Origin of the sequence: Pseudomonas multiresinivorans (genome assembly GCF_012971725.1) — a bacterium.
Taxonomy (GTDB): Bacteria; Pseudomonadota; Gammaproteobacteria; order Pseudomonadales; family Pseudomonadaceae; genus Pseudomonas; species Pseudomonas multiresinivorans.
The window spans coordinates 3,994,469-4,020,555 of record NZ_CP048833.1 but is presented as its reverse complement, the minus strand read 5'-3'; the positions used below and the strand labels follow the sequence as shown (position 1 = coordinate 4,020,555).

24 protein-coding genes are annotated in these 26,087 nt (G+C 66.1%); 15 read left to right on the top strand and 9 right to left on the bottom strand.

Translation table 11 applies throughout. From position 1 onward, the window contains the following. Positions 1–27 precede the first annotated feature (27 nt). Positions 28–1,143: a 2-aminoethylphosphonate--pyruvate transaminase gene (locus tag G4G71_RS18145; protein ID WP_169939414.1), complete on the top strand. Its 1,116-nt coding sequence runs from the start codon at positions 28–30 to the stop codon at positions 1,141–1,143. Positions 1,144–1,175: 32 nt separating this feature from the next. Continuing rightward, positions 1,176–2,003, top strand: coding sequence for a phosphonoacetaldehyde hydrolase (gene phnX / locus G4G71_RS18140; protein WP_169939413.1), 828 nt, complete (start codon positions 1,176–1,178; stop codon positions 2,001–2,003). A gap of 630 nt (positions 2,004–2,633) precedes the next feature. Here phnX and G4G71_RS18135 read toward each other — a convergent pair. After that, positions 2,634–3,236, bottom strand: coding sequence for a helix-turn-helix domain-containing protein (locus G4G71_RS18135; RefSeq protein WP_169939412.1), 603 nt, complete (start codon positions 3,234–3,236; stop codon positions 2,634–2,636). Between the two features lie 52 nt (positions 3,237–3,288). On the opposite strand from G4G71_RS18135, the gene rhtA reads away from it, so the two are divergent. Further along, a complete protein-coding gene (gene rhtA, locus G4G71_RS18130; protein WP_169939411.1) occupies positions 3,289–4,164 on the top strand; it encodes a threonine/homoserine exporter RhtA in 876 nt (291 codons plus the stop codon). 181 nt (positions 4,165–4,345) lie between these two features. On the opposite strand, the gene G4G71_RS18125 is transcribed toward rhtA, so the two are convergent. Continuing rightward, entirely contained in the window at positions 4,346–5,749 is a 1,404-nt protein-coding gene (locus G4G71_RS18125) for an MATE family efflux transporter (protein ID WP_169939410.1), read from the bottom strand. Between the two features lie 280 nt (positions 5,750–6,029). On the opposite strand from G4G71_RS18125, the gene pdxB reads away from it, so the two are divergent. Further along, a complete protein-coding gene (gene pdxB / locus G4G71_RS18120) occupies positions 6,030–7,178 on the top strand; it encodes a 4-phosphoerythronate dehydrogenase PdxB (RefSeq protein ID WP_169939409.1) in 1,149 nt (382 codons plus the stop codon). 25 nt (positions 7,179–7,203) lie between these two features. Here pdxB and G4G71_RS18115 read toward each other — a convergent pair whose 3' ends face one another. Next, a complete protein-coding gene (locus G4G71_RS18115) occupies positions 7,204–7,377 on the bottom strand; it encodes a PA1571 family protein (RefSeq protein ID WP_164488251.1) in 174 nt (57 codons plus the stop codon). 248 nt (positions 7,378–7,625) lie between these two features. On the opposite strand from G4G71_RS18115, the gene G4G71_RS18110 reads away from it, so the two are divergent. The 8 genes from G4G71_RS18110 to ubiM all read left to right on the top strand — a co-directional run bounded on the left by G4G71_RS18110 (position 7,626) and on the right by ubiM (position 15,974). Next, complete coding sequence (locus tag G4G71_RS18110; RefSeq protein WP_169939408.1) at positions 7,626–8,753, top strand: ATP-NAD kinase family protein; 1,128 nt, start codon at positions 7,626–7,628, stop codon at positions 8,751–8,753. Between the two features lie 84 nt (positions 8,754–8,837). Continuing rightward, complete coding sequence (locus G4G71_RS18105; RefSeq protein ID WP_169939407.1) at positions 8,838–9,239, top strand: GFA family protein; 402 nt, start codon at positions 8,838–8,840, stop codon at positions 9,237–9,239. 49 nt (positions 9,240–9,288) lie between these two features. After that, on the top strand, positions 9,289–10,404 hold the full coding sequence (locus tag G4G71_RS18100; RefSeq protein ID WP_169939406.1) for a saccharopine dehydrogenase family protein: 1,116 nt from the start codon (positions 9,289–9,291) through the stop codon (positions 10,402–10,404). A gap of 187 nt (positions 10,405–10,591) precedes the next feature. Further along, positions 10,592–11,149 carry an FMN reductase gene (gene msuE, locus G4G71_RS18095; RefSeq protein WP_064979607.1) on the top strand — a complete coding sequence of 186 codons (558 nt, stop codon included), beginning with the start codon at positions 10,592–10,594 and terminating at the stop codon, positions 11,147–11,149. Between the two features lie 10 nt (positions 11,150–11,159). Further along, entirely contained in the window at positions 11,160–12,305 is a 1,146-nt protein-coding gene (gene ssuD, locus G4G71_RS18090; protein WP_169939405.1) for an FMNH2-dependent alkanesulfonate monooxygenase, read from the top strand. Between the two features lie 65 nt (positions 12,306–12,370). Continuing rightward, on the top strand, positions 12,371–13,576 hold the full coding sequence (locus G4G71_RS18085) for an acyl-CoA dehydrogenase family protein (RefSeq protein WP_169939404.1): 1,206 nt from the start codon (positions 12,371–12,373) through the stop codon (positions 13,574–13,576). Next, the gene (locus G4G71_RS18080) at positions 13,573–14,691 is read left to right on the top strand and encodes a sigma-54 interaction domain-containing protein (RefSeq protein ID WP_169939403.1); all 1,119 of its coding nucleotides are present in this window, start codon (positions 13,573–13,575) and stop codon (positions 14,689–14,691) included. The genes G4G71_RS18085 and G4G71_RS18080 overlap by 4 nt, the downstream gene beginning before the upstream one ends. A gap of 110 nt (positions 14,692–14,801) precedes the next feature. Next, on the top strand, positions 14,802–15,974 hold the full coding sequence (gene ubiM / locus G4G71_RS18075; RefSeq protein ID WP_169939402.1) for a 5-demethoxyubiquinol-8 5-hydroxylase UbiM: 1,173 nt from the start codon (positions 14,802–14,804) through the stop codon (positions 15,972–15,974). A 137-nt stretch (positions 15,975–16,111) separates the two neighbouring features. On the opposite strand, the gene sfnG is transcribed toward ubiM, so the two are convergent. Continuing rightward, on the bottom strand, positions 16,112–17,206 hold the full coding sequence (sfnG, locus tag G4G71_RS18070) for a dimethylsulfone monooxygenase SfnG (RefSeq protein WP_169939401.1): 1,095 nt from the start codon (positions 17,204–17,206) through the stop codon (positions 16,112–16,114). 300 nt (positions 17,207–17,506) lie between these two features. Between sfnG and G4G71_RS18065 the strand changes: the two genes are divergently transcribed. Further along, entirely contained in the window at positions 17,507–17,827 is a 321-nt protein-coding gene (locus G4G71_RS18065; protein ID WP_169939400.1) for a DUF2025 family protein, read from the top strand. Between the two features lie 191 nt (positions 17,828–18,018). Here G4G71_RS18065 and G4G71_RS18060 read toward each other — a convergent pair whose 3' ends face one another. The 4 genes from G4G71_RS18060 to G4G71_RS18045 all read right to left on the bottom strand — a co-directional run bounded on the left by G4G71_RS18060 (position 18,019) and on the right by G4G71_RS18045 (position 22,928). After that, positions 18,019–19,245: a c-type cytochrome gene (locus G4G71_RS18060; RefSeq protein ID WP_169939399.1), complete on the bottom strand. Its 1,227-nt coding sequence runs from the start codon at positions 19,243–19,245 to the stop codon at positions 18,019–18,021. Beyond that, positions 19,242–21,005, bottom strand: coding sequence for a GMC family oxidoreductase (locus G4G71_RS18055; protein ID WP_169939398.1), 1,764 nt, complete (start codon positions 21,003–21,005; stop codon positions 19,242–19,244). The genes G4G71_RS18060 and G4G71_RS18055 overlap by 4 nt, the downstream gene beginning before the upstream one ends. A gap of 7 nt (positions 21,006–21,012) precedes the next feature. Further along, positions 21,013–21,759, bottom strand: a complete 747-nt coding sequence (locus tag G4G71_RS18050) for a gluconate 2-dehydrogenase subunit 3 family protein (RefSeq protein WP_169939397.1) — start codon at positions 21,757–21,759, stop codon at positions 21,013–21,015. 410 nt (positions 21,760–22,169) lie between these two features. Beyond that, positions 22,170–22,928, bottom strand: a complete 759-nt coding sequence (locus tag G4G71_RS18045; RefSeq protein WP_169939396.1) for an SDR family NAD(P)-dependent oxidoreductase — start codon at positions 22,926–22,928, stop codon at positions 22,170–22,172. 139 nt (positions 22,929–23,067) lie between these two features. Here G4G71_RS18045 and G4G71_RS18040 point away from each other — a divergent pair, with 139 nt between their 5' ends. Beyond that, positions 23,068–23,991: a LysR family transcriptional regulator gene (locus G4G71_RS18040; protein WP_169939395.1), complete on the top strand. Its 924-nt coding sequence runs from the start codon at positions 23,068–23,070 to the stop codon at positions 23,989–23,991. Here G4G71_RS18040 and G4G71_RS18035 read toward each other — a convergent pair. Beyond that, the gene (locus G4G71_RS18035) at positions 23,988–24,629 is read right to left on the bottom strand and encodes an HD domain-containing protein (protein ID WP_169939394.1); all 642 of its coding nucleotides are present in this window, start codon (positions 24,627–24,629) and stop codon (positions 23,988–23,990) included. The two genes, G4G71_RS18040 and G4G71_RS18035, sit on opposite strands and share 4 nt — an antisense overlap. Positions 24,630–24,919: 290 nt before the next feature. Between G4G71_RS18035 and G4G71_RS18030 the strand changes: the two genes are divergently transcribed. Continuing rightward, positions 24,920–26,086 carry an aromatic ring-hydroxylating oxygenase subunit alpha gene (locus G4G71_RS18030; protein ID WP_169939393.1) on the top strand — a complete coding sequence of 389 codons (1,167 nt, stop codon included), beginning with the start codon at positions 24,920–24,922 and terminating at the stop codon, positions 26,084–26,086. The last annotated feature ends 1 nt before the right edge of the window (position 26,087 follow it).

The window sequence follows — 26,087 nt, the reverse complement described above, 5'->3', positions numbered from 1 at the left end:
GACGTTCCCACGAAAGAGGAATCGAGCATGAGCACTGCCGAGCGAGCCCCCATCCTGCTGACTCCCGGTCCGCTGACCACGTCCCCCCGCACCCGTCGCGCCATGATGGTCGACTGGGGTTCGTGGGACGCCGACTTCAACGAGCTGACCGCCGATGTGTGCAAGCGCCTGCTGGCGATCATCCACGGCGAGGCGACCCACACCTGCGTGCCCCTGCAGGGCAGCGGCACCTTCTCCGTCGAGGCCGCCGTGGGCACCCTGGTGCCGCGTGATGGCAAGGTGCTGGTGCTGATCAACGGCGCCTACGGCAAGCGCCTGGCGAAAATCTGCCAGGTGATCGGCCGCGAGTTCAGCACCTTCGAAACCGAAGAAGACGTGCCGACCACCGCCGCCGACGTCGATCGCCTGCTCACTGAAGACCCCAGCGTCACCCACGTCGCGCTGATCCATTGCGAGACCAGCACCGGCATCCTCAACCCGCTGCAGGACATCGCCAAGGTCATCGAATCCCACGGCAAGCGCCTGATCATCGACGCCATGAGCTCCTTCGGCGCCCTCGATATCGACGCCCGCCAGGTGCCCTTCGATGCACTGATCGCCGCCTCCGGCAAGTGTCTGGAAGGTGTGCCGGGGATGGGCTTCGTCTTCGCCCGCAGCACCGCACTGAACGCCAGTGCCGGCAACTGCCATTCGCTGTCCATGGACTTGCAGGACCAGCAGGCCTACATGGCCAAGACCGGCCAGTGGCGCTTCACTCCGCCGACCCACGTGGTCGCCGCGCTGCACGAAGCGCTGACCCAGTACGAGGAGGAGGGTGGCCTTGCCGCCCGTCATCAGCGTTACGCAAACAATTGCCAGACTCTGCTCAGCGAGATGGCCAGGTTGGGTTTGCGCAGCTTCCTGCCGGCCGAGATCCAGGCGCCGATCATCGTCACCTTCCACGCGCCGCGCGATAGCCGTTACAACTTCACCGAGTTCTACGGCCGGGTGCGCGAGAAGGGTTTCATCCTCTACCCGGGCAAGCTGACCCAGGTGGAAACCTTCCGCGTCGGCTGCATAGGCCAGGTCGACGCCAGCGGCATGCGCGCCGCCGTCGCGGCCATCGCCGAGACGCTGAAGGAAATGGAAGTCTTCGAAATCTGACGCCCGCCCGAATTCCCACAGGATTGAATGCCATGAACTACGAACAACCCAAGCAACTGCAAGCCGCCATCCTCGACTGGGCTGGCACCGTGGTCGATTTCGGCTCCTTCGCGCCGACCCAGATCTTCGTCGAGGCCTTCGCCGAGTTCGGCGTGCAGGTCAGCCTGGAAGAAGCCCGCGGCCCGATGGGCATGGGCAAGTGGGACCACATCCGTACTCTGTGCGACATCCCGGCCATCGCCGAGCGCTACAAGGCCAAGTTCGGCCGCGTGCCGAGCGACGATGACGTCACCGCCATCTACGAGCGCTTCATGCCGCTGCAGATCGAGAAGATCGCCGAGCACTCGGCGCTGATTCCCGGCGCGCTGGAAGCCATCGCCACCCTGCGCAAGGGCGGGCTGAAGATCGGCTCCTGCTCCGGCTACCCGGCGGTGGTGATGGAGAAGGTCGTGGCGCTGGCCAAGACCAACGGCTACGTCGCCGACCACGTGGTCGCCACCGACGAGGTACCGAACGGCCGCCCGCACCCGGCACAGGCGCTGGCCAACGTGATCGCTCTGGGCATCAACGATGTCGCGGCCTGCGTGAAGGTCGACGACACCTGGCCGGGCATCCTCGAAGGCCGCAGCGCCGGCATGTGGACTGTGGCGCTGACCTGCTCGGGCAACGCCCTGGGCCTGACCTATGAGCAGTACAAGGCGCTACCGGCCCAGAAGCTGGAGCAGGAACGCCGCCGCATCGGCCAGATGTTCGAAGGCTCGCGGCCGCACTATCTGATCGACACCATCGCCGAACTGCCGGCGGTGATTGCCGATATCAATGCGCGGTTGGCGCGGGGCGAGATGCCTCAAAGCAGCTGACGCTTGGTTTGAGCGAGGAAGGCCCGCTTGTTGCGGGCCTTTTTTTTGGAGTTGGGTGTTTCTGCGCCGCATTTGCGTGTTCGGATGTATTGGGTTTCGCCCCCTCGGGCGAGTCACTTCTTTCAAACGCCAAAGAAGTAACCAAGAAGGCTTGCCCCGGACATCCGGTTTTTCGCTTAGGCGAAAAATTCCCTCGTTGCAACGAAGTTTCAGGGGCACGCTGCGAAGGGCCGTCCCTGGCCCATCGCGGCTCTCGCGACATCCATGTCGCTCAACCCCTGAAACTCCGCTTCAACGAGGCCTCCTGAACGGGGCATTCGGCGTGTTCGGACATTTCGCTGGAAATCTGCAAAGCCAAAGCCAAAGCCAAAGCCAAAGCCAAAGCCAAAGCCAAAGCCAAAGCCAAAGCCAAAGCCAAAGCCAAAGCCAAAGCCAAAGCAGCGGAGTGCTCGCTTTCGTAGGAGCGGACTCTGTCCGCGATGATTCCGCCCAGCTCCCTGTTCGGCTGGGCGCGGCGGTGAATCTATCGCGGACAAAGTCCGCTCCTACGCGCCGCCGCAAACGCTGGAGTCGACCTGCAGGAGCAGCCTATGCCTGTGATGAGCCCTGGGAGGCGCAGCTGTAAAGGATTCAATTCACAACGTTCCGCACAAACCGCACCAGCACATCCCCAAGGTTCTGGTAGGAAAACGGCTGGTTGCTCTTGAATACATGAAACCCACCGGCCTCGACTTCCACCGTCTCCTCGGCGAGGACAATGGTCAGCCGGCCCTCGATGACATAGGCCATGTCGTACCAGCCTTCGGCGTCGGGCTCGGCGTTGTAGCGGTCGCCGGGGGCGAGTGCCCAGTGCCAGAGTTCGGCTTGGCGCGTGGCGGGTGTGCTGGCAAGGAGGGTGCCGCGGCTGTCGGGCTGCTGGCCGCCCCAGGCTACGGCGTCTACGCGGGTCAGGCCGCCGGTAGCCGGTGGGCGTACCAGGTCGGCGAAGGTCACGTGCAGCGCGGCGGCGATGCGGTCGAGGGTCGCGAGGCTGACGTTGTTGTCGCCTCCCTCGATGCCGACCAGCATCCGCCGGCTGACGCCCGAGGCCTTGGCCAGCGCGTCCTGGCTGAGGCCGGCGCTACGACGGTGCGTCTTCACGTTATCGGCGACGTGGACCAGCACGCTGGGACGTTCAGAAGGGGTGGGCAGTATATTGCTCATTCTGGCCTTTTTGCGCATTATGTTGCGCATAACAGTCAATCAAGATTTTCCCACCGTTGCAACGCCTGTTCAGGTCCGCATCATGCCTCGCTCTCGCTTTCTTTCCACTGTCTTTCCCATCCTCATCCTGATCGTGTCGATGGCCTCGATCCAGACCGGTGCGTCCGTCGCCAAGAGCCTGTTCCCGGTGCTCGGCGCGGAAGGCGTGACCTCCATGCGCCTGGTCTTCGCCGCCATCCTCCTGCTGGCTATCCTGCGGCCGTGGCGAACCTCCCTGCGCGGCAAGCCGCTCAAGCCGCTGTTCATCTATGGCGTGACGCTGGGCCTGATGAACCTGACTTTCTATATGGCGCTGCAGACCATCCCGCTGGGTGTCGCCGTTGCCCTGGAGTTCACCGGGCCGCTGGCGGTGGCGCTGTTCTACTCGCGCAAACCCATCGACTTCCTGTGGATCGCCATCGCGGTGGTCGGTCTTGGCCTGCTACTGCCGATCGCCGACTTCGGCAACGGCATCGACCCCAAGGGCGCCGCGCTGGCGTTGGGAGCGGGGGTCTGCTGGGGGCTCTACATCATCTTCGGCCAGCGCGCCGGCAATGACCTGGGCGCCCAGGGCGCGGCGCTGGGCATCACTATTGCGGCGATCTGCGTAGCGCCAATCGGCCTCGCGCACAGCGGCATGGCGCTGTTCGATGTCAGCCTGTTCCCGGCGCTGCTGGGCGTGGCGATCCTCTCCAGCGCCTTGCCCTACACCCTGGAAATGGTTGCGCTCACCCGTTTGCCTGCACGCACTTTCGGCACCCTGATGAGCATCGAGCCCGCGTTCGGTGCGTTGTCCGGCTTGTTCTTCCTCGGTGAGCAACTGACCTCGCACCAGTGGCTCGCCATCTGCGCCATCATCGTGGCCTCTGTTGGGACGACGCTGAGCAGCCGGCCGAAGCCGGCGCTGGTGACTGACTGACGGCTCCTCAGAAGGTATCCGGCGAGCCTGTTGGTAGGATGGGTGGAGCGCAGCGATACCCATGCTGTCCGCGCACGGGATTGATGGGTATCGCTGCGCTCCACGCCATCCTAGGCAGTGTTTTTCCTGCAGGACCCCAAACGAAAAAGCCGCCCAAGGGCGGCTTTTTACATCTCCAGCGCTATCCCGCCACGCGCCTCTCGTTCAGCACGATCTGCCGCTTGGCGCTGCGCGACAGGCGGATGCACAGCATCACCGCTGCACAGGTCAGGCCGACGATCAGGCCTTCCCACAGGCCGCGCGGGCCGGTGGGTTCCTGCAGCCAGTGGGCCAGGCCAAGGCTGTAGCCCACCGGCAGGCCGATGCCCCAGTAGGCGAACAGGGTCATGATCATGGTCGCGCGGGTGTCCTGGTAGCCGCGCAGGGCGCCGGCGGCGGTGACCTGCACAGCATCGGAGAACTGGAACAGCGCCGAGAACACCAGCAGCGTAGCGGCCAGGGCCAGCACTTCCGGGTCCTGGGTGTAGAGCCCGGCGATGTGCTCGCGCATCAGCAGCATGCCGCTGGCGGAGATGCAGGCGTACGCCAACGCCGCGCCCATGCCCACGCCGGCGGCGAAGCGCGCATCGCGCGGGGCGCCGGCGCCCAGCGACTGGCCGACGCGCACCGTCACGGCCATGGCCAGCGAGTAGGGGATCATGAATACCAGCGCGCTGAAGTTCAGCGCCACCTGGTGCCCGGCGACAACCTTCTCGCCGAGCTCGCCGATCAGCAGGGCGATCACCGAGAAGATGCTGGATTCGGCGAATACCGCGATGCCGATGGGCAGGCCCACCGCCACCAGGCTGCCGATCACCTTCGGCTGCGGCAGTTCCCAGTGGCTGAACAACTGGCTCGGCTGGTAGACCTTGGCCCAGTTCACCCAGAACAGCATGCCCAGCAGCATGAACCACATCACCGAGCCGGTTGCCCAGCCGCAGCCGGGGCCGCCAAGGGCCGGGAAGCCGAGGTGGCCGTAGATCAGCACGTAGTTGATCGGGATGTTCAGCATCAGCCCGCAGATGCCCAGCACCATGCTTGGCCGGGTGCGCCCCAGGCCGTCGCTGTAGCAGCGCAGCACGTGGTACAGGGCCACCGCCGGCAGGCCGCAGGCGATACCACGCAGGTAGAAGCAACTGGGCTCGATCAGCGCTTCCTCGACCTTCATCGCCCGCAGTACCGGCTCGGAGAGCAGCCACAGTGTCGCGCCCGCCAGCGGGCCGACCAGCAGGGCCAGCCACAGAGCCTGGCGCACCAACGGGCCGGTCCCGGCCTGATCGCCGGAACCATAGCGCTGGGCCACCTTGGCAGTGGTGGCGAGCAGGGTGCCGGTCATCAGCAGGAACACCGGAATCCAGATCGAGTTGCCCAGCGCCACAGCCGCGAGGTCACGCGGGCCGACGCTGCCGGCCATCACCGCATCGACGAAGCCCATGGCGGTAGTGGCCAGCTGGGCGATCATGATGGGCGCTGCGAGGGTCAGCAGTTCCTTGAGTTCGGTGGCGGTGCGCCGTCCGCGGGAGACGGGCTGGGTGAGGCTGGTCACGGCTTTCCTTGGCGAAAGAAATTGGCGGGAAGCCGACCAGTTTAAGGGCTGACGGGCCAGTCAGGAAGTCTTGCCTGCGCCGCGCGGGACCGCGCGCAGGGCTGAAGGATCGGCGCTGACGTAGGGCGCATAACGCGCCAGCGTTATCCGCCTTGAAGGGAGCGGCGGATAACCTGTTCCAGGTTATGCGCCCTACATTCCCCTGAGAGGAGCAGATGATCGTGCCTGAGCCGAGCGCCACGCTGGTAAAGTACCTGCTGCCGATTTCTGGAGTCAGCCCATGCGAATCCTTGCCGATGAAAACATTCCCCTGGTCGAAGCCTTCTTCGGAGCCCACGGCGATATTCGCCGTCTGCCGGGACGCGGCATCGACCGTGCCGCCCTGGGCGATGCCGAAGTGCTGCTGGTGCGCTCGGTGACAGACGTCAGCCGCGAGCTGCTCCAGGGCAGCCAGGTGAAGTTCGTCGGCACCTGTACCATCGGCACCGATCATCTCGATCTCGATTACTTTGCCGAGGCTGGTATCGCCTGGTCCAGTGCGCCGGGTTGCAATGCCCGTGGCGTGGTTGACTGGGTGCTGGGCAGCCTGCTGGCCCTGGCCGACGTGCACGGCGCGAAGCTCGCCGAACGCCGCTATGGCGTGATTGGCGCAGGGCAGGTGGGCGGTCGTCTGGTGGATGTGCTGCGCGGCTTGGGCTGGGATGTGCGCGTCTGCGATCCGCCGCGCGCGGCTGCCGAGGGCGGCGATTTCCGCAGCCTGGAGGAAGTGCTGCGCGAGTGCGACGTGATCAGCCTGCACACGCCGCTGACCCGCGACGGCGACAACCCGACTCGCCACCTGATCGACGCCGAGCGCCTCAAGGCGCTGCGCCCCGGCACCTGGCTGATCAATGCCAGCCGCGGCGGCGTGGTCGACAACACCGCACTACGCGTTCACCTGGAATCCGGCGCGAATCTCGACGTGGCGCTGGATGTCTGGGAAGGCGAGCCGGAGGTCAATGTGCGTCTGGCCGAACTCTGCCGCATCGCGACGCCGCACATCGCCGGCTACAGCCTCGACGGCAAGCTGCGGGGCACGGCGCAGATCTACGAGGCGTTCTGCGCCTGGCAGCAGCGCGCGCCGGAAGTCGATCTCGACGACCTGCTGCCCGCACAGTGGCTGGCCGAATTGAGCCTCAAGGAAGAGTGCGACCCGGACTGGGCGCTGGCGATGCTCTGCCGTGCGGTCTATGACCCGCGCAGCGACGACGCCAACTTCCGTCGCAGCCTGGTAGGCGATACCAAGACCCGGCGGGCGGCCTTCGATGCGCTGCGCAAGCATTACCCGCCGCGGCGCGAGATCACCGGGCTATGGGTGGACATCCAGGGTGATTCGCCGCGCCTGGAAAGCCTGCTGACCGCCTTGGGCGCCAACCGGGTCGGGGAGTAGGGCGGACGCGCCGCCGCACCGACTGTCAGCGGCGTGGCTGCTCGCAGGTCTTGTCCAGTTCCTGGCAGGCGCGCTGGATCATGTCTTCGGTGATCGGGACCTCGCGGCCCTGGGCATCGATGATCGAGCCGCCGACCGGCTGCTGCGGGTTGCGCGGGGCGGGGCGGGGAGTGGGTTCACGGTGGGTTTGCAGGCTCATGGCCAATCTCCTCTACATCAGGTTCGTTGCAGTCTAGGCAGATCAGATGAAAGCCCGGTGACAGAGGCTGCGCGCGGCAGCGCCGAAGAACCGTCACCGAAGACAGACGACCAATGCCCTCGCAGATTGCATGCCAATCGCGTGGTCCCCGGTCGTTTGCTTGTCGTTATAGTGAGTGGAACCGTCGCTTCCCTGGTCCGACCCGGCATTGCGCCGGTGGTTCGAAGAAGTTTCCCTCGAGGTTGAGTATGGACAGGATTCGCATAGGGCTGATCATCAATCCGCTGGCCGGTATCGGCGGCCCGACCGCGCTCAAGGGCAGCGACGGCGTGGCCGAACTGGCCCTGGCGCGCGGCGCCGAACCACGAGCGGCGGAGCGCACGCGAGTCGCCCTGGAGCATCTGCTGCCGGTGCGCGAGCGCCTGGAGTTCCTCACGTTCCCCGGCGCCATGGGCGCCGAGCTGCTGGCGAACATGGGTTTCGGCCACCGCCTGGTCGGCGTGCTGGAAAAGGAGCAGAGCAGCGCGGCGGATACCCGTCATGCCGTACAGGCGCTGCAGGAGGCTGGCGTGGCGCTGATCCTCTTCGCCGGTGGCGATGGCACCGCGCGGGACGTGGCCGAAGTGGCCCGCGAGGGCCAGCCGGTGCTGGGCATTCCCGCCGGGGTGAAGATCCACTCCGGCGTCTATGCCATCAGCCCGCGTGCCGCCGGGGAACTGGCACGGCGACTGGTGGACGGCGGCCTGGTGCGCCTGACCCAGGGGGAAGTGCGCGATCTGGACGAAGCCGCACTGCGCGAAGGGCGCGTCGCTGCGCGCTGGTACGCCGAACTGACGGTGCCCGAGGAAGGCCACTTCATGCAGCACGTGAAGCAGGCCGGCATGGAAACCGAGGAACTGGTCCTGGCCGATCTCGCTGCCTGGCTGGAGGACAGCTGGGAAAACGGCGTGCGCTACGTCTTCGGCCCCGGCTCGACGCTGCATGGGCTGGCCGCCGACCTGCGCCTGGACACCACGCTGCTGGGCGTCGACGTGATCGAGAACGGTGAAGTGATCGCCCGCGATGTCACCGAGGCGCAGTTGTTCGAACTGGTGGACGGCCACCCGGCCTTCCTGCTGGTGACGGCCATTGGCGGCCAGGGACACATCCTCGGCCGTGGCAACCAGCAGATCAGCCCGCGGGTGTTGCGCGCCATCGGCATCGAACGGCTGCGGGTGATCGCCACCAAGCGCAAGCTCGGCACCCTGGAAGGCCGGCCGCTGCTGGTGGACAGCGGCGACGCCGAGCTGGACGCAAGCTTCCCCGCGGCCGTGCGGGTGTGGGCCGGTTACAAGGAGGAACTGCTCTATCCGCTGGGCTGGGGCAGCAAGGGCTGAAACCGCTCGAAGGCACGGTGGTGATTACCCGCGTTGCTGATCTAGACTCCTGCACTTCGTGAAAACGGGACGAGGAGCAGGGCCATGCATTCGGGCGGTTGTCTGTGCGGCGCAGTGCGTTTCGAGATCGATGGCGAACTGGCGCCTGTCCAGGTCTGCCATTGCAGCCAGTGCCGCAAGGCCCAGGGCGGGCCGTTCGCCACCAACATTCCCGTGGATCGCGCGGCGTTCCGTCTGCTCAGCGGTGAGTCGCAGCTGCGCGAGTTTCGCGCTACCCCGAATAAGAAACGCGTGTTCTGCAGCACCTGCGGCTCGCCGATCTACAGCGCCCGCGATGCCCTGCCGGAGACTTTGCGGGTGCGTGCGGGAACCCTGGACGAGCCGGTACGGACAAAGCTCGAAGCACATTATTACGTCGCGTCCCGCGCCAGCTGGTGGCCGCTGGAGGACAATCTGCCCCGTCACGAGGGTGCAAAACCAGGATGAATGAGCTGGCGCAGCCGCCAGCACTCAGGGAGTAGCAGGGTCAGTGGGAATGGAACGAAAATTTCGCGTGCTGGTGCTCGGTGGCTACGGCAACTTCGGCAGCCTGATCGTACGGCGTTTGAGCGGTATCGATGGAATTCGCGTACTGGTCGGCGGACGCGACCAGCGCCGCGCCAATGAACTGGCCGCGCAGGTGGGCGGCGAGGCGGTGTGCCTGGACATGAACCAGCCGACCCTGGCCGGCCGCCTCAACGAGCTGAAGGTGGACCTGGTGATCTCCACCGCCGGCCCCTTCCAGGGGCAGGATTACCGCGTCGCCCGTGCCGCCATCGGCGCCCGCGCGCATTACATCGACCTGGCGGACGCGCGCCAGTTCGTCTGCGGCATCCATGAACTCGACCGCGCCGCGCGCAGCGCCGGCGTGCTGGTCTGCAGCGGTGCCAGCTCCGTGCCTGCACTGGCCGCCTCGGTGATCGACGAACTGCTGCCGCGCTTCCAGCGGCTGGACAGCATCCACCATGGCATCAGCTCCTCGGCGAAGATTCCCGGCCAGGCCACCGTGTCCGCGGTGCTCGGTTACTGCGGCAAGCCGCTGCGGCAGTGGCGCCAGGGGCGCTGGCAGGACGTGCACGGCTGGCAGGGGCTCAATCGCCACCGTTTTCCCGCCCCCCTGGGCAAGCGCTGGCTGGCCCATTGCGATGTGCCGGACCTGGACCTTTTCCCGCAGCGCTATGTCGGTGTGCAGGACGTGCGTTTCTCCGCCGGCCTGGGGCTGCGGCTCACCCAGTTCGGCACCTGGGGCCTGTCCTGGCTGGTGCGCGCCGGCCTGGTGAAGGATGCTGCGCGACTGGGCGCCGGCCTGCACCGCATGGCCGTGGCCATGGAGCCGCTGGGCGATGGCCGCAGCGGCATGTTCGTCCAGCTGCACGGCCTTGACGGCGAAGGCAAGCCGCTGGCGCTGTGCTGGGAAATGCTCGCGCAGCGCGACCATGGCCCGAACATCCCCTGCATGGCGGCGGTGGCGCTGGCACGCAAGCTGGCCGCCGGGCAGCTGCGCCAACGCGGCGCCACGCCCTGTATCGGCCTGCTCAGCAAGGATGAGTACGTGGCTGAACTGGAGGGCCTGGATATCTCCCACGGCCTGCGCGAGCTGGCCGTGCATTGAGCATCGGGTGTTGCCCTGGCAACAGTCGATCAGCAACGCTGTTGCCTGAGTGACATGAGTTACCTCGGAAACCCCGCTCAAGTGCCCTGAAATCGCACATTTCCTTGTTGTTACGGCCCTTTCTGGGGTTGGTACGGCCCTTGCTCAAGGCCTCTGTACCTAGCGCAACAGTCAACAGGGAAAACCCATGACCAGCCCCATCAAAGTGGTCGCCGTCTCCGGCGGCACCTATCGCCCCTCGCGCACCCTGGTGCTCACCCAGGCCGTGCTGGACGCCCTCGGCGAGCAGCTTCCGGTAGACGCCCGAGTGATCGAACTGGCCGACATCGCCCGCCCACTGGGCGCCGCGCTGTCCCGCCAGGAACTCTCTGCCGAGCTGGAGGCCACCCTGCGCGAGATCGAGACCGCCGACCTGCTGGTCGTTGCCTCGCCGGTCTACCGCGGCTCCTATCCGGGCCTGCTCAAGCACCTGTTCGATCTGGTGGATATGAACGCCCTGATCGACACCCCGGTGCTGCTCGCCGCCACCGGTGGCAGCGAGCGCCACGCGCTGGTTCTCGACCACCAGCTGCGCCCGCTGTTCAGCTTCTTCCAGTCGATCACGCTGCCCATCGGCGTGTACGCCAGCGAGGCGGACTTCGCCAACTACCAGATCACCAGCGACACCCTGCGCGCTCGCATCCAGCTGGCCGCCGAACGTGCCGCACCGCTGTTCGCCCGCCCGCAACTGCGCAAGACCGCCTGAGGAGCCCTCGATGAACGTTTTCTGGTTCCTGCCCACCCACGGTGACGGCCACTTTCTCGGCACCAGCGAGGGCGCGCGCCCGGTGTCGCTGCCTTATCTCAAGCAGATCGCCCAGGCCGCCGACTCCCTCGGCTACTACGGCGTGCTGATTCCCACCGGCCGCTCCTGCGAGGATTCCTGGGTAGTCGCCTCTGCCCTTGCGCCGCTCACCGAGCGCCTGCGTTATCTCGTCGCAATCCGCCCGGGAATCATCTCGCCGACCGTCTCCGCACGCATGGCGGCGACCCTGGATCGCCTGTCCGGCGGGCGCCTGCTGATCAACGTGGTCACCGGTGGCGACCCGGACGAAAACCGTGGTGACGGCATCCACCTCAGCCACGCCGAGCGCTACGAAGTCACCGACGAATTCCTGCGTATCTGGCGCCGCGTGCTGCAGGGCGAATCCGTGGATTTCGCCGGCAAGCACCTGCAGGTGGAGAACGCCAAGGCGCTCTATCCGCCGATCCAGAAGCCGTACCCGCCGCTGTATTTCGGCGGCTCCTCCGCCGAAGCCCACGACCTCGCCGCCGAGCAGGTGGATGTCTACCTGACCTGGGGCGAACCGCCACAAGCGGTCGCGCAGAAGATCGCCGACGTGCGCGAGAAAGCCGCGAAGCAGGGCCGTACTGTGAAGTTCGGTATCCGCCTGCACGTGATCGTCCGCGAGACCGCCGAGGAAGCCTGGCAGGCCGCCGACAAACTGATCGCCAACATCTCCGACGAGACCATCGCCAACGCGCAGAAGTCCTTCTCCCGTTTCGACTCCGAAGGCCAGCGGCGCATGGCTGCGCTGCATGGCGGCCGTCGTGACCAGCTGGAGATCTACCCCAACCTCTGGGCCGGCGTCGGCCTCGTGCGCGGCGGCGCCGGCACCGCGCTGGTGGGGGACCCGCAGCAGGTCGCCGAGCGCATCAAGGAGTACGCGGACCTGGGGATCGACAGCTTCATCTTCTCCGGCTACCCGCACCTGGAAGAGGCCTACCGATTCGCCGAACTGGTCTTCCCGCTGCTGCCCGAACCCTATGCGAGCCTCGCCGGGCGCGGTGTGACCAACCTTACCGGGCCGTTCGGCGAAATGATCGCCAACGATGTGCTGCCCGGACGCAAGGCCGGCTGAGCCCCACCCACGACGTGCCGGGCAGGAGCCCGGCGCGCATTCAATCGAACAAAGAGGAAGCGAGCGTGAACGCCAAGACGCGTCTCGACGCACAGACATCCGGGCAGTTCGAAGCGACTCCCGAGCAGATTGCCCAACGCCTGGCCGCCGGTTTCGCCGAAACCGCCGCCGAGCGCGACATCCGTGGCGGTACGCCGAAGGCCGAGCGCGATGCGCTGCGCCAGAGCGGGCTGCTGTCGCTGATCATCCCCAGCGAATACGGCGGCCTGGGCGCCGACTGGAGCACCACGCTGGACATCGTTCGCCAGTTCGCCGTGGTCGATAGCTCCATTGCCCACGTGTTCGGCTTCCAGCACCTGATGCTGGCCACCGTGCGCCTGTTCTCGCGCCCCGAGCAGTGGCAGCCGTGGTTCGAGCTGACCGCGCGCAACCAATGGTTCTGGGGCAACGCCCTGAACCCGCTGGACACTCGCACGGTGTCGCGCAGCTTCGCCGGCTGGCGCGAGTTTTCCGGGCGCAAGAGCTTCTGCTCCGGCGCGCTGGATTCGGAAATGCTCATCGCCTCGGCGCTGGACGGCGAGGGCGGCAAGCTGCTGATCGCCGCAATTCCAACTGCGCGCAGCGGCATCAGCCTTGCTCACGACTGGGACAACATGGGCCAGCGCCAGACCGACAGCGGCAGCGCCACCTTCGAGCGCGTGCGCGTGGAGGAGAGCGAGCTGCTGCTCGATCCGGGCCCGCTGAGTACGCCGTTCGCTTGTCTGCGCCCGCTGATCGCGCAACTGATCTTCACCCATGTCTTCCTTGGCATCGCCGAAGGCGCGTTCGAGGAAGCGCGGCAGTACACGCTCAAGGAAGCTCGCCCGTGGTTCCGCTCCAACGCCGCCACGGTCAGCGAAGACCCTTACGTGCTCGCCCATTACGGCGAATTCTGGGTCGGCCTGGAAAGCACCCGCCTGCTGGTGCGCCGCGCCGCGCAACTGCTGGATGAAGCCTGGAACAAGGGCGCCGCGCTGGATGCCGAAGAGCGCGGCCGGCTGGCCGTGGCCATCGCCACCGCCAAGGTCGCGGCCACGCGCAACGGCCTGGAAATCTGCAACCGCCTGTTCGAGGTGACCGGCGCGCGCTCTACCCATGCCGCGCTGCGCATCGACCGCTACTGGCGCAATCTGCGCACCCAGACCCTGCATGACCCGGTGGACTACAAGGTCCGCGAGCTGGGCGACTGGGCGCTGAACCAGCAACTCCCGCAACCGACTTTCTACTCATGAATGCGACCACACCCGAAGGGCTGTTGACCCTGCCCAAGTCCCCCGCGCTGGCCACTTCCATCCGCGCCACGGCGCAGGTGTTCGAGGACCCGAAATCCCAGGCGCTGCTCGACCACCTGCAACAGGTCGCGCCCAGCGAGGCGAGCGTGTTGATCATCGGCGAGACCGGCACCGGCAAGGAGCTGGTGGCGCGGCACATCCACAACCTCAGCGCGCGGCGCAGCGGCCCATTCGTGGCGGTGAACTGTGGCGCCTTCTCCGAATCCCTGGTGGAGGCCGAGCTGTTCGGCCACGAGAAGGGTGCCTTCACTGGCGCCCTGGCGGCCAAGGCCGGTTGGTTCGAAGAGGCCAACGGCGGCACGTTGTTTCTCGATGAGATCGGCGACTTGCCGATGCCAATCCAGGTCAAGCTGCTGCGCGTCCTGCAGGAGCGCGAAGTGGTGCGCCTCGGTTCGCGCAAGAGCATCCCGATCAACGTGCGGGTGCTGGCGGCCACCAACGTGCAGTTGGAGAAGGCGATCAACGCCGGGCATTTCCGCGAGGACCTCTACTACCGGCTCAACGTGGTCAGCCTGGAGCTTTCACCGTTGCGCGAGCGCCCCGGCGACATCCTCCCGCTGACCCGCCATTTCATCGCCGAGTACAGCCGGCGCCTGGGCTACGGCCAGAGCCAGCTCAGCGCCGAAGCAGCGCAGAAGCTGCGCAGCTATTCCTGGCCGGGGAATATCCGCGAGCTGGAAAACGTCATCCACCACACCTTGCTCATCTGTCGCGACGGCGTGGTGCGCGCGGAAGACTTGCACCTGTCCAACCTGCGCATCGAGCGCAGCGATGAGCCACGGCTGGAATCCCTCGGTGCCGAGCAGATTCTCCAGCAGGCATTCCAGCGCCTGTTCGAGGAGCAGGGCGGCAACCTGCACGCGCGGGTGGAGGATGCACTGCTGCGCGCGGCCTATCGCTTCTGCCACTGCAACCAGGTGCACACCGCCAACCTGCTGGGCCTGAGCCGCAACGTCACGCGCACGCGGCTGATCGAGATCGGCGAACTGGTGGTGAACAAGCGCCGAGGCGCGGCGGTGATCGATCCGCAGCGAGGCGTGCGGCTGTCGATCTAGGCCCGTCTATTTGGAGGTATTCGCCGCGGGCAACTGATCCACGGCAACGAAACGGGCCAGTGGCCAGCCTAGACTCCGGGACCGCCCATCCCAAGCGAAAGGAGTCACCCATGCACGTGGACATCGCCATCGTCGGCGCCGGCCCCGCCGGGCTTTGCCTGGCCCGCTCGCTGTCGGGCAATGGCCTGTCGATCCTGCTGATCGACCGCCAGCCGCTGGCCGCCGTTGCCGAACCCGCCGAGGATGGCCGGGAGATCGCCCTGACCCACGCTTCACGCGCCGAGTTGCAGCGCCTGGGCATGTGGTCGCGGATCGACCCGCAGGAAGTCTCGCCGCTGCGCGATGCCCAGGTGCTCAACGGTCCGTCGCTGTTCACCCTGCGCATCGAGGCGGAACAGGCCGGGGCCGAACAGTTGGGCTACTTCGTGTCGAACCAGATGATCCGCCGCGCGGCCTTCGATGCGGTGCACGAGTGCGCTGACGTTTCGCTGGTCTGCGGCCGTGCGCTGCGCTCGCTGCGTGTCGAACAAAATGGCGTGGACCTGACGCTGGACGACGACAGCCGTGTCCATGCGCGCCTGCTGGTCGCCGCCGACAGCCGCTTCTCCGAGACGCGGCGGATGCTCGGCATCGGCGCGCACATGGAAGACTTCGGCAAGACCATGATGGTTTGCCGCATGGCCCACGAAAAGCCGCATCACAACGTCGCCTGGGAATGGTTCGGCTACGGCCAGACCCTGGCGCTGCTGCCGATCAACGGCGACCGCTCCTCCGTGGTGCTGACCTTGCCGCAGCGCGAGATGGCGCCGCTGCTGGAGATGGACGAGAAAGCCTTTGCCCACGAAATGGAACGTCGCTTCGACCGCCGCCTGGGAGGGATGGAGCTGCTCGGCCCGAGGCACAGCTACCCGCTGGTGGGCGTCTTCTCCGACCGCTTCGTCGGCCCGCGCAGCGCGCTGATCGGCGATGCCGCCGTCGGCATGCACCCGGTGACGGCGCACGGCTTCAACTTCGGCCTGCAGAGCCAGCGCCGGCTGGCCAATGAGATCCTCGCGACCCACCGCCGTGGCGGCGATATCGGTGGCGTCTGGCCGCTGCGCCGCTACGCGATGAGCCACCGTCTGGCGACCTGGCCGCTGTACCAGGCGACCCGATTGATCGTCGGCATGTACACCGATCCGCGCCCGCCGGTGCGCCTGTTGCGCAATGCCGGCCTGCGCCTGGCGCAGAACCTGCCGCCGCTGCGCACGGCGATTGCCAAGCACCTGACCCAGGGCGCGTAAGGGCGCGAACCAACGCCTGCTTGTGATGCCGCCTGGAAACGATCGCGGACGGAGTCCGCTCCTACACCGTGCTCACCGGATGCGTAGGAGCGGACTCTGTCCGCGATTGATTTCCGCCCACGCCGAACCGCCGGTGATCACGCCGCCTCGGTCCGCCGCGCCTTCTTCTGCTCCAGCTCGCGCACCAGCGGCAGTACCTTCTCGCCGAAGTAGCGCACCTCTTCCTGGAAGTGCAGGAAGCCCGCCAGCACCAGGTCCACGCCCACTGCCTTGAGCGCGACGATGCGTTCGGCGATCTGCTGCGGCGTGCCGATCAGGTTGGTCTTGAAGCCGTCGTTGTATTGCACCAGGTCTTCGAAGCTGGACTTGGCCCAGTTGCCTTCGCCTTCCGGTGAAGCCGCCCCGGCCTGTTTCGCCGCGTGGCCGAAGGCATTCACCGCTTCCGGGTCGGCCTTGTCGATGATCTCGGCGAGTACCGCGCGGGCTTCTTCCTCGGTGTCGCGGGCGATGACGAAGGCGTTCACCCCGATCTTCACCGAATGGCCGTTGGCGGCGGCCTTCTCGCGGATGTCGTCCACCTGGGCCTTGATACCTTCGACGCTGTTGCCGTTGGTGAAGTACCAGTCGGAGACGCGCGAGGCCATGTCCCGCGCGGCGCGCGAGCTGCCGCCCTGGAAGATTTCCGGATGCGGACGCTGGATCGGCTTGGGTTTGAGGTTGTAGTCGTGGAAGCGGTAGAAGTCGCCCTTGAAGGTGAAGTTGTCCTGGGTCCAGATGCCCTTCAGGGCGCGAATGAATTCCTCCGAGCGACGGTAGCGCTCATCGTGCTCCAGCCACGGCTCGCCGATGGCCTGGAACTCGCCCTTGAACCAGCCGCTGACGATGTTCACGGCGATGCGTCCGGCGGTGAGCTGGTCGATGGTGGCCAGCTGCTTGGCGGCCAGCGAGGGCGTCCAGGGGCCGGGGAGGATGGCGGCGATCACCTTGAGCTTTTGCGTGGCGCCCAGTAGCGCGTGGCTGAAGGCGACGGACTCATGCTGGTTCTCGGCGCCGTAGCCGGCGGTGAAGCGAATCTGTGTCAGCGCGTAGTCGAACCCGGCGTCCTCGGCGATGCGCGCCAGTTCGCGGTTGTAGTCGATGTCCCAGTGGGTGCGCTGTTCGATCTTGCTGACGACCAGGCCGCCACTGACGTTGGGCACCCAGTAGGCAAAGCGGATCGGTGGTTGGCTCATGGCGCGGCTCCTCGTTGCTGTACGGCGGCGAAGGTGCCGCAACATGATCAGAGCGAAAGCCGTGCCATGGGGGGAAACTCCAGCCTGATCAGTAGCTTGCCGATTCGCCGGGACAGCAGTGGGTGTTTTGCCGGGAGCAATGCTGCTGGCCGGGTGTTGGCCAGGCAACAGTGGCGGGTGCGACAACCGGCCCCTGAGCAGGCTTGGGGAAGGCTGTCAGAATTCCTCGTTCACCTGCTCCCAGAAGCAGGGACCTCCTGCGTGCGAATCCATAACAGAAGAAATCCAGGGGGCACCATCATGGCCATCAGTTCCAGCGATATCTGCAACGCCGCCGAGGGCCTGTCCGGCTTCGTCGGCTTCAATCTCAAGACCGGCAAGTACATCGTGCGCTTCAGCGAGGATTCCTTCGGCATGGACGTGGCCGAGGACAGTATCCGTCCGGCGTGCGAGTTCGTCTGGGCACCCAGGAGCGGCGAGGTGATGACCTTGAGCAGAGAGTGCCTGCAGATCCTCGCCGAGCAGAATATCCACGACAGGCTGAACCTCAACGAGGCGTTGCTCACCTATCTGCGCCGCACCGATCTGCCGGAGATCGCCGCCGAGCGTCGGCTGAAGTGATCACCACGCCCGGGCGCCGGGCGTTCGCAGGGGCGGGGAGCGCCGGGTTGCGCGAAGCCGGGGAGGGGTTCGCGGGCTCGCTCCTGCAGGGTACGAGATAGCAGGATACGTAGGAGCGGGCTCCGTCCGCGATAGGTCCGCATCGCGCGGAGACCATCGCGAACAGAGTCCGCTCCCACGCTCATTGCACCTTACTGAGCCAGCTCCTTGCGCAGGTCCGCCACCTGGCTGGCGCTCACCGGCGTCGCCGCGTTGCCCCAGGTGTTGCGCACGTAGGTCAGTACCTTGGCGACCTTGTCGTCGTCGAGGTTCCAGGCGAACGAGGGCATGGCCGGCGCCGTCGGGGCGGCGTCAGTGCTTCCGGCGCGGCTGCCGGCCAGCACCACGCGGATCAGCGAGGTGGGGTCGTCGTTGTTGACCAGGGGGGCAGCGGCCAGGGTCGGGAACAGGTTCTTCACGCCTTCGCCGTTGCTCACATGGCAGGCGGAGCAGCGGTCCGCGTAGATCGCCTTGCCCGCCACCATGGCGGCGTCGTCCGCCGCCACGGGTGGGGGAGCGGCCTTGCCGGGGGCGCCATCCTTGAGATACACGGCGACCGCCATCAGGTCTTCGTCGCTCCAGTGCTGGGTGGAATTCTCCACCGCTTCGGCCATCGGGCCGGAGGCGATGTCGAAGCGGTTGGAGCCGGTTTTCAGGTACTGCACCAGGTCCTGCGTGCTCCACTGGCCGATGCCGCTGTGCGGGTTGGCGGTGATGTCCGGGGCGACCCAGCCCTGCAGGTTGGCGCCGGCGAGGAAGCGCTCATTGTCGTCGCCGCCGATCAGGTTCTTCGGCGTATGGCAGGTGCCGCAATGGCCGAGGCCCTCCACCAGGTAGGCGCCACGGTTCCACTGCGCCGACTTGTCTGGCTTGGGAACGAACTCGCCCTGGGTGAAGCTCAGCCAGTTCCAGCCGATCAGGCTGGTACGCACGCTGAAGGGGAAGGGCAGCTGGTTGGTTTCCACCGGGTTGCGCACCGGTTGCAGGGTCTGCAGGTAGGCCCAGAGCGCCCGGTTGTCCTCGCGGCGTACCTTGGTGTACGCGGTGAACGGCATGGCGCCGTACAGGCGTTTGCCGCCGCGGCTGTGACCGGTGGACATCACCGCCTGAAAGTCCTCGAAGCTCCAGCGTCCCAGGCCGGTGTCCGGGTCAGGGGTGATGTTGGCGCCGACCAGTTTGCCGAACGGTGTCTCGATGGCCACGCCGCCGGCGAACGGCGCGCCGCCGGGCAGGGTGTGGCAGGCGGTGCAGTCGCCGACGACGGCGAGATAGCGACCCTTTTCCACCAGGTTGTAGGAGTCCGCGCCCGTTCCTGCACTGGCTTGCTGCAGGTTCAGGCCCAGCAGGGCGAGGGTGCCGATGCGAAGGAGAGTCTTCATGCGCTGATCATCTCCCCGGGGCGTTTCAGGTATAGCCTGCGGATCGCATCGGCGGCCTTGAAGGCCAGTGCGCCGACAGTGCCGGTAGGGTTGTAGCCGGGGTTCTGCGGGAAGGCCGAGGAGCCCACCACGAACAGGTTGGGCACGCCCCAGACCTGCAGGTGCTTGTTCACCGAGCTGTTCTTCGGGTCGGCGCCCATGATGAAACCGCCGACGATGTGCGAAGACTGGTAAGAGGTATTCGACCAGGGGCCTTTGCGCGGTGCCGGGACTATCTGCTGCGGGTTCATGCTGCGGGCGATCTCTGCCACCTTGTCGGTGCAGTACTGCGCCATCCGCAGGTCGTTTTCCGGGAAGTCGAAGGTGATGCGCAGCAGCGGCCGACCGTGGGGGTCGTTGTAGTTGGGGTCCAGCGACAGGTAGTTGCTGCGCGTGGTGTAGCTGCTGGCCTCACAGCCGATGGACATGTTGCTCAGGTAGCTCTCTACCGTGGCCTTCTTCCATTGGGAGCCCCAGGCGGGCGTACCGGGCGGAACCGGCCGCGAGTCGATGGGGGCGGCGCCGATTGGGGTCACGCGGGTGCTGCCGCCGCCGACGAAACCCAGTCCGGAGTGGTCGAAGTTGTCGTTGTTGAACTCGTCGATGCCCATGCCGATGGCGCCGCCACCGATGAAGGGATTGAAGTTCTTGTCCTTGAAGAACAGCTTGACGCTGTTGGCCGTCTGGTAGGCGAAGTTGCGCCCGGTGGTGCCGGTGTTGGCGATCGGGTTGTAGGGCTCGCCGACGCCGGAGAGCAGCATCAGCCGCACGTTCTCGAAGATGAACGCGGCGACCACCACGATCTCTGCCGGCTGTTCCCATTCCTCACCGCTGGAGTCGACGTAGACGATACCGGTGGCACGGGAACCGGTGCTGTCCATAGTCACCTTGAGCACTTCGGAGTTGGTCCTGGCGGTGAAGTTGGGTTTGCGGATCAGCGCCGGCAGGACGTTGACGATGGCGCTGGCCTTGGAATAGTTGGCGCAGCCGTAGTTGGTGCAGAAGCCGCAGAAGGTGCAGGGCCCCATGGTCACGCCCAGCTGGTTGGTGTAGCCCTGGGAGGCCAGTGCCGAGGGCACCGGGAAGGGTTTGTAGCCCAGGTTGCGCGCCGCTTCGGCGAACAGCGTCGGGGCGTAGGTCTGTGCGGTGGGCGGGTTGGGGTACTCGCGCGAGCGCGCGCCTTCGAAGGGGTTGCCGCCTTCGACGAGGGTGCCGCCGAGGTTGCCGGCCTTGCCGGAAACGCCGGCGAGCCGCTCGAAGGCGTCGTAGTGCGGCTCCATTTCCTCCCAGGTGGTGCCCCAGTCCTGCAGGGTCAGCTCTTCGGGCACTTCCTTGCCGTAGCGCTCCTTCAGGTGGCTGGCCAGGCGGAATTCCTCGGGCTGGAAGCGGAAGGTGATGCCGGCCCAGTGGTTGCCTGCGCCGCCGGTGCCGTTGCCGGGGTGGAACGAACCCCAGACGCGCATCGGCAGGGCGGTCTCCGACTCCTTGTTGCGCATCGTGCAGGTGTTCTGCCGGGTGCGCAGCATCAGCTCCTGGCGGCGGTTGTAGCGCAGTTCGTCGGCGGCCGAGGCGAGGTTGAAGTCGCTGGCGGTGTCGCGCCAGGGGCCGCGTTCGAAGCCGATCACAGCGAGGCCGGCGTCGGCCAGTTCGTGGGCGATGATGGAGCCCGCCCAGCCGAGCCCGACAACCACGACGTCGGTGGAAGGTAGTTTCTTGGCCATGGCGTTGTTAACCCTTCTTGGTCCAGGCGGAGCTGCCGACGATGGAGAGCGGCACGAGATTCAGCTTCTGGTTGTGCAGGCTGATGTAGTCGCGGTAGTCGTAGCGCGCGCCGGGGAAGCCGAGCATCTTCCACGACACCATGTCGCGATTTCCGCCATAGATGGGGTCGGCGAAGAAGCCTTCCATGGTGTTGTCCAGCACCTGCTGGAAGAACGCCTTGGCGTCGATGCCGTCGAGGGCGATGGCGCCTTTTTCCAGGTCGGCCAGCACCTGGTCGCGCTGTTCGCCGGGCAGGGCGCTGAACGGCTTCTGGAACTTGCCCTGGCAGTACTTGCCCAGCGCGGCCAGGCCGATGCGATAGCGCTCGCGTGGCACCAGTGGCGACTGGTCGGCCTGGGCCGGCGTGCCCGGCGTGAAGGGCCCGGTCATGTACAGGCGGCCAAAGTCGCCGTAATCGCTCACCAACTGGCGGTCGATGAACACTGCGCAACCGGCGTCCTTGCCGCTGACGCTCAGGTCATCGGCAGGAATCAGTTGCTCGACAATGGCTTCCACCTCGGTGGCTTCCTCGGTGGTGAAGAACTGCCAGCCGGGGCTGTCGTAGTGCAGCGGGCCGTTGTGGTCGAAGGGCAGCCATTTCGGCGTGCCGATCACGGTGGCGGCCTGGGTGCTGGCGGCGGCGCCCACGGCCAGGGAGGCGGCGGACGACTTCAACAGCTGACGCCGGGTGAATCCCTTGGGGTGTTCGGTCATTTCGGCTCCTGAGGCAGCACCCCGTCCGCTCGTTATCGAGGTGGCAGGGACGGGTAGTGCCAGGTCAGTTCACGGTGATCTGCGCTCGCGGCAGGTGCCGCATGAGCGGAGCGAGGGTGCGAAGTCGCCCCGTCGGGGCGCTGTGCAGATCGGCTGAACGGGTCCTTCGCCCAGGTGGAATCTGCGATTCGTCTTCTCCACGCGCGTTTTTAGACTAGAGGCCGTAACAGAATGTTGCAGGTTTTTCGTGGCAAAGGTTTATTGCGGATATTGATAAAGTCCGCGTCGTAGAGCCACTCCTGGCTGGCCAGGTGGGTAGGAGCGGACTCGGTCCGCGATGGTCTCCGACGCAATGCGGGCCAATCGCGGACGGAGTCCGCTCCTACGCTCGCGTCATGCCATCGTGCGGATCAGAGGAACATGCCGCCCGACGCTTCCACGCGCTGGCCGTTGATCCAGCGGCCGCCGTCGGAGAGCAGGGCCGCGATCACCGCGCCGATGTCATCCGGCAGGCCGACACGGCCCAGGGCGGTGTTGCCGGCGATCTGCTGGTTCAGTTCGGCGTTATCGCGCACCCGGCCGCCACCGAAATCGGTCTCGATGGCGCCAGGGGCGAGGATGTTCACGGCAATGCCGCGCGCGCCCAGTTCTTTCGCCTGGTACTTGGTCAGCGTCTCCATCGCGCCCTTCATGGTCGCGTAGGCGGCGTAGCCGGGCAGGGAGAAACGCGTCAGGCCGCTGGAGACGTTGAGGATGCGCCCGCCGTCGGCAATCAGCGGCAGCAGCTTCTGGGTCAGGAAGAACGGGCCCTTGAGCTGGATGTTCATCAACTGGTCGAACATCTCCTCGCTGGTCTCGGCGAAGCTGGCGTAGAGGCCGATGCCGGCGTTGTTCACCAGGAAGTCGAAGTTCTGGCGGCCAAACGTCTCGCCCAGGGTGGCGCGGATCTGTTCGGCAAAGGCAGCAAAGCTGGCGCTCTCCGCCACATCCAGGCGCAGCATCACGGCGCGGCCGCCGTGCTGCTCGATCTCGGTGGTGACGGCCTGGGCCTCGTCGGCCTGGCTACGGTAGGTGCCGATGATGTCGACGCCTGCGGCGGCGAGGTGCAGAGCGGCGTTGCGGCCAAGGCCACGGCTGGCGCCGGTGATGAGAGCGATCTTGCGGGTCATGGCGAAGCTCCTTGTTGCGGTAGCTGGCGGGTGGGATTGAGGGAAAGCTTATTGTTCGAGTGGATAGTGATAAACCGGCAAAAATCGGAAATACTGGTCGGCATGAACGAACAATGATCCGCGAACAACAGGCCTGCCCATGATCCGCCCCGACCTGCTGCGTACTTTCGTCCGCGTTACCGAACTGGCCAGCTTCACCCAGGCTGGCGAGCAACTCGGCCTGCCGCGCTCCACCGTCTCCGAGCACGTGCAGGCGCTGGAGGAGCTGCTGGGCACGCGCCTGCTGCAGCGCACCACTCGGCGCGTCACCGCAACCCAGGACGGCCTGGTGCTCTACGAACGCAGCAAGGACATGCTGGCCCAGCTGGACGAGTTGCAGGGCCTGTTCCGCCAGGACGACGAAGCCCTCGGCGGCCGCCTGCGGGTAGACATGCCGACGGTGATGGCGCGCAAGCTGGTGATGCCACGCCTGGGCGAATTCCTTGCGCGGCACCCGGCGCTGGAGCTGGAGGTGAGCTGCACCGACCGCCGTGTCGATCTGGTGCGCGAGGGCTTCGATTGCGTGGTGCGGGTCGGTGCGGTGAACGATCCGTCTGTGGTGGCGCGCACCCTTGGGCAGTTCCCTCAGGTGACCTGCGCCAGCCCGTCCTACCTCGCCGCACATGGCACCCCGCAATCACTGGACGACCTTGCGGGGCACCAACTGATCCATTACGTGACGGTGCTGGGCGCCCGGCCGCCAGGCTTCGAGTACCTGCATCAGGGCGAGGTGCGCTACATACCGATGGGCGGAGCGTTGTCGGTGAACAACGCCGAGGCCTACGAGAGCGCGGCCATGGGTGGGCTGGGGATCATCCAGGTGCCGGTCCATGGCGTGCTGGATGACCTGGAGGTGGGGCGTCTGGTGCAGGTGCTGGGGCACATTCCGCTGCCACCCATGGAAATCTCCCTGCTCTACGCGCACCGCCGCCTGCCGCAGCGGGTTCGCGCCTTCATGCAGTGGCTGACGCAACTGCTGGGCGAGCCCGGTGTGCTGGGTTCGCCCGTGATCGCCAGGCCCTAGCTGGCCCAATCGGAATTCAGGATCACCTCGCAGAAGTTGCCGCGCACGAAGTTCGCATCCTTCATGGCCAGCACGTCGGCCTTGACGTTGCCGAAGGTGGTTTCCGGCTTGGTTTTGATGCCGTCGTAGAAGGCTTGAAGGATGTCCTGCTTGAACTGCCCGCCGCGCGGGTGGGCGGCGACCACGGCGTCACGCTGGGCGTCGGGGAACTGCTCGTAGGCGATGCCCAGCACGTCCATTTCAACGCCGGCCGTGACCAGGGCGATCTCCGGCCTCATGTGCTGCGGAATGCCCGGCGTGGTGTGCAGGGCGATGGCCGTCCACACGGTGTCGATGTCGCTTGCGGCGATGCCATGGCTGCGCAGGAATTCGGCGGCGCAGTCGGCGCCGTCCACTTCGAAGCGTTCGCACTGGCTGCAATAGCGCGGCATCAGGCCCATGTCGTGGAACATCGCGCCGGCGTACAGCAGTTCGGCGTCGAACTTCAGGCTCTTGCGTGCACCGGTCAGCGCGCCCCAGTAATAGACGCGGGATGAGTGGTGGAAGAGCAGCGGGGTGGCGTTGTCGCGGACCATCTCGGTGATGGCCTTGGCGAGGCTGCTATCGGGGACTTTGACGCCGTTCAGGTCGAGGCTCATGGCGGGCTCCAGGGCTGGGTTTCCAGGGTGCGGCGCGGGCTGCGTCGCGGTTACATCCATTGGAAATCCACGGCCTTGCGCGGACAACGAGAGCGAGGGAGCGAATCCGGACAGCCAGCGTTCGTTTGCTGCCAACGGCGACTTTTCGTGCCTGCCGGCCTTGATGCGTCTGACGGAAAACTTGTCGTTTTTCATCAAGAGCCGCCGCAGGTGTGCCCCTAGATTTGTCCTCGAACCGAGCCGCCGGCCCATGAGCCGGCCACGCCAGAAGAAGCCGAGGAGAGTCGAACATGTCGTCCATCGAGAGTCTGAAACTGCGTACTTCCATTGACGGCTGGGACCACCAGGACCCGGAACAGGCCTTCACCCTGCCGTCGCGCTATTTCTTCGACGAGGCGCTGTTCAAGGCCGAGCGCGACAACATCTTCCTGCGCTCCTGGCACGTAGCCGGGCACCTGAGCGAGTTCGCGGAAATCGGGCAGTATGTGGTCTGCGACCTGTTCGACCAGAGCATCGTCATCGCCCGCAGCCGCAGTGGCGACATCCGCGCCTTCCACAACGTCTGCCAGCACCGCGGCAATCGTCTGCTGGAGGAGCGTCGCGGCAACACCGGTGGCATCGTGCGCTGCGCCTATCACTCCTGGTGCTACGAGATGGATGGTGCGCTGCGCAGTGCGCCGCGCTGCGAGCGCATCAAGAACTTCGACAAGGAAGAATTCGCCATCCCGCAGGTGCGCCTTGAAGAGCTGGGCGGCTTCCTCTACTTCAACCTCGACCCGAGCGCGCCGTCACTGGCCGAGCTGTTCCCCGGCGCCGACGAGGAGATGCACCGGGTGTTCCCGAACCTCGCCGACATGCGCCTGATCGAAGAGGCAGATGTCGTGGTCCCGGCCAACTGGAAGGTGATCATGGACAACTCCATCGAGGGCTATCACTTCAAACTCTCCGGGCCCTGCCACATCGACCTGGCCAAGCTGATCGACTTCAAGGGCTACCGCCTGACCAAGCGCGACAACTGGTGGACCTACATCGCCCCGGCCAACCTCGAAGCAGGCGAGGCTTACGGGGTGAAACTGCGCAGCGACCTGAACCCCGACGAGTGCTTCTTCAACATCGGCATGTGGCCGAACAACACCTTCTACACCTTCCCGTTCTCCGAGTTCCTCGGCACCTTCATCATGATTCCGCTCGACGCCGAGCGCTCGCTGCTGCGCTTTGGCTACTACTCGGCGAACGAGCAGACCGCCGAGGTGAGCAAGGCCTGCATGCGCTGGATGAACGAGGAGCTGGGGCCCGAGGACATCGCCCTGAACATCAGCGTGCAGAAGGGCCTGCACTCCATGGGCTACGACCAGGGCCGCTACATGATCGACGCCGAGCGCAGCAACGAGAGTGAACACCTGGTGCACCACTTCCACCGCCTGGTGTTCCAGGGCATCCACGGCGCGCAGCTCTGAG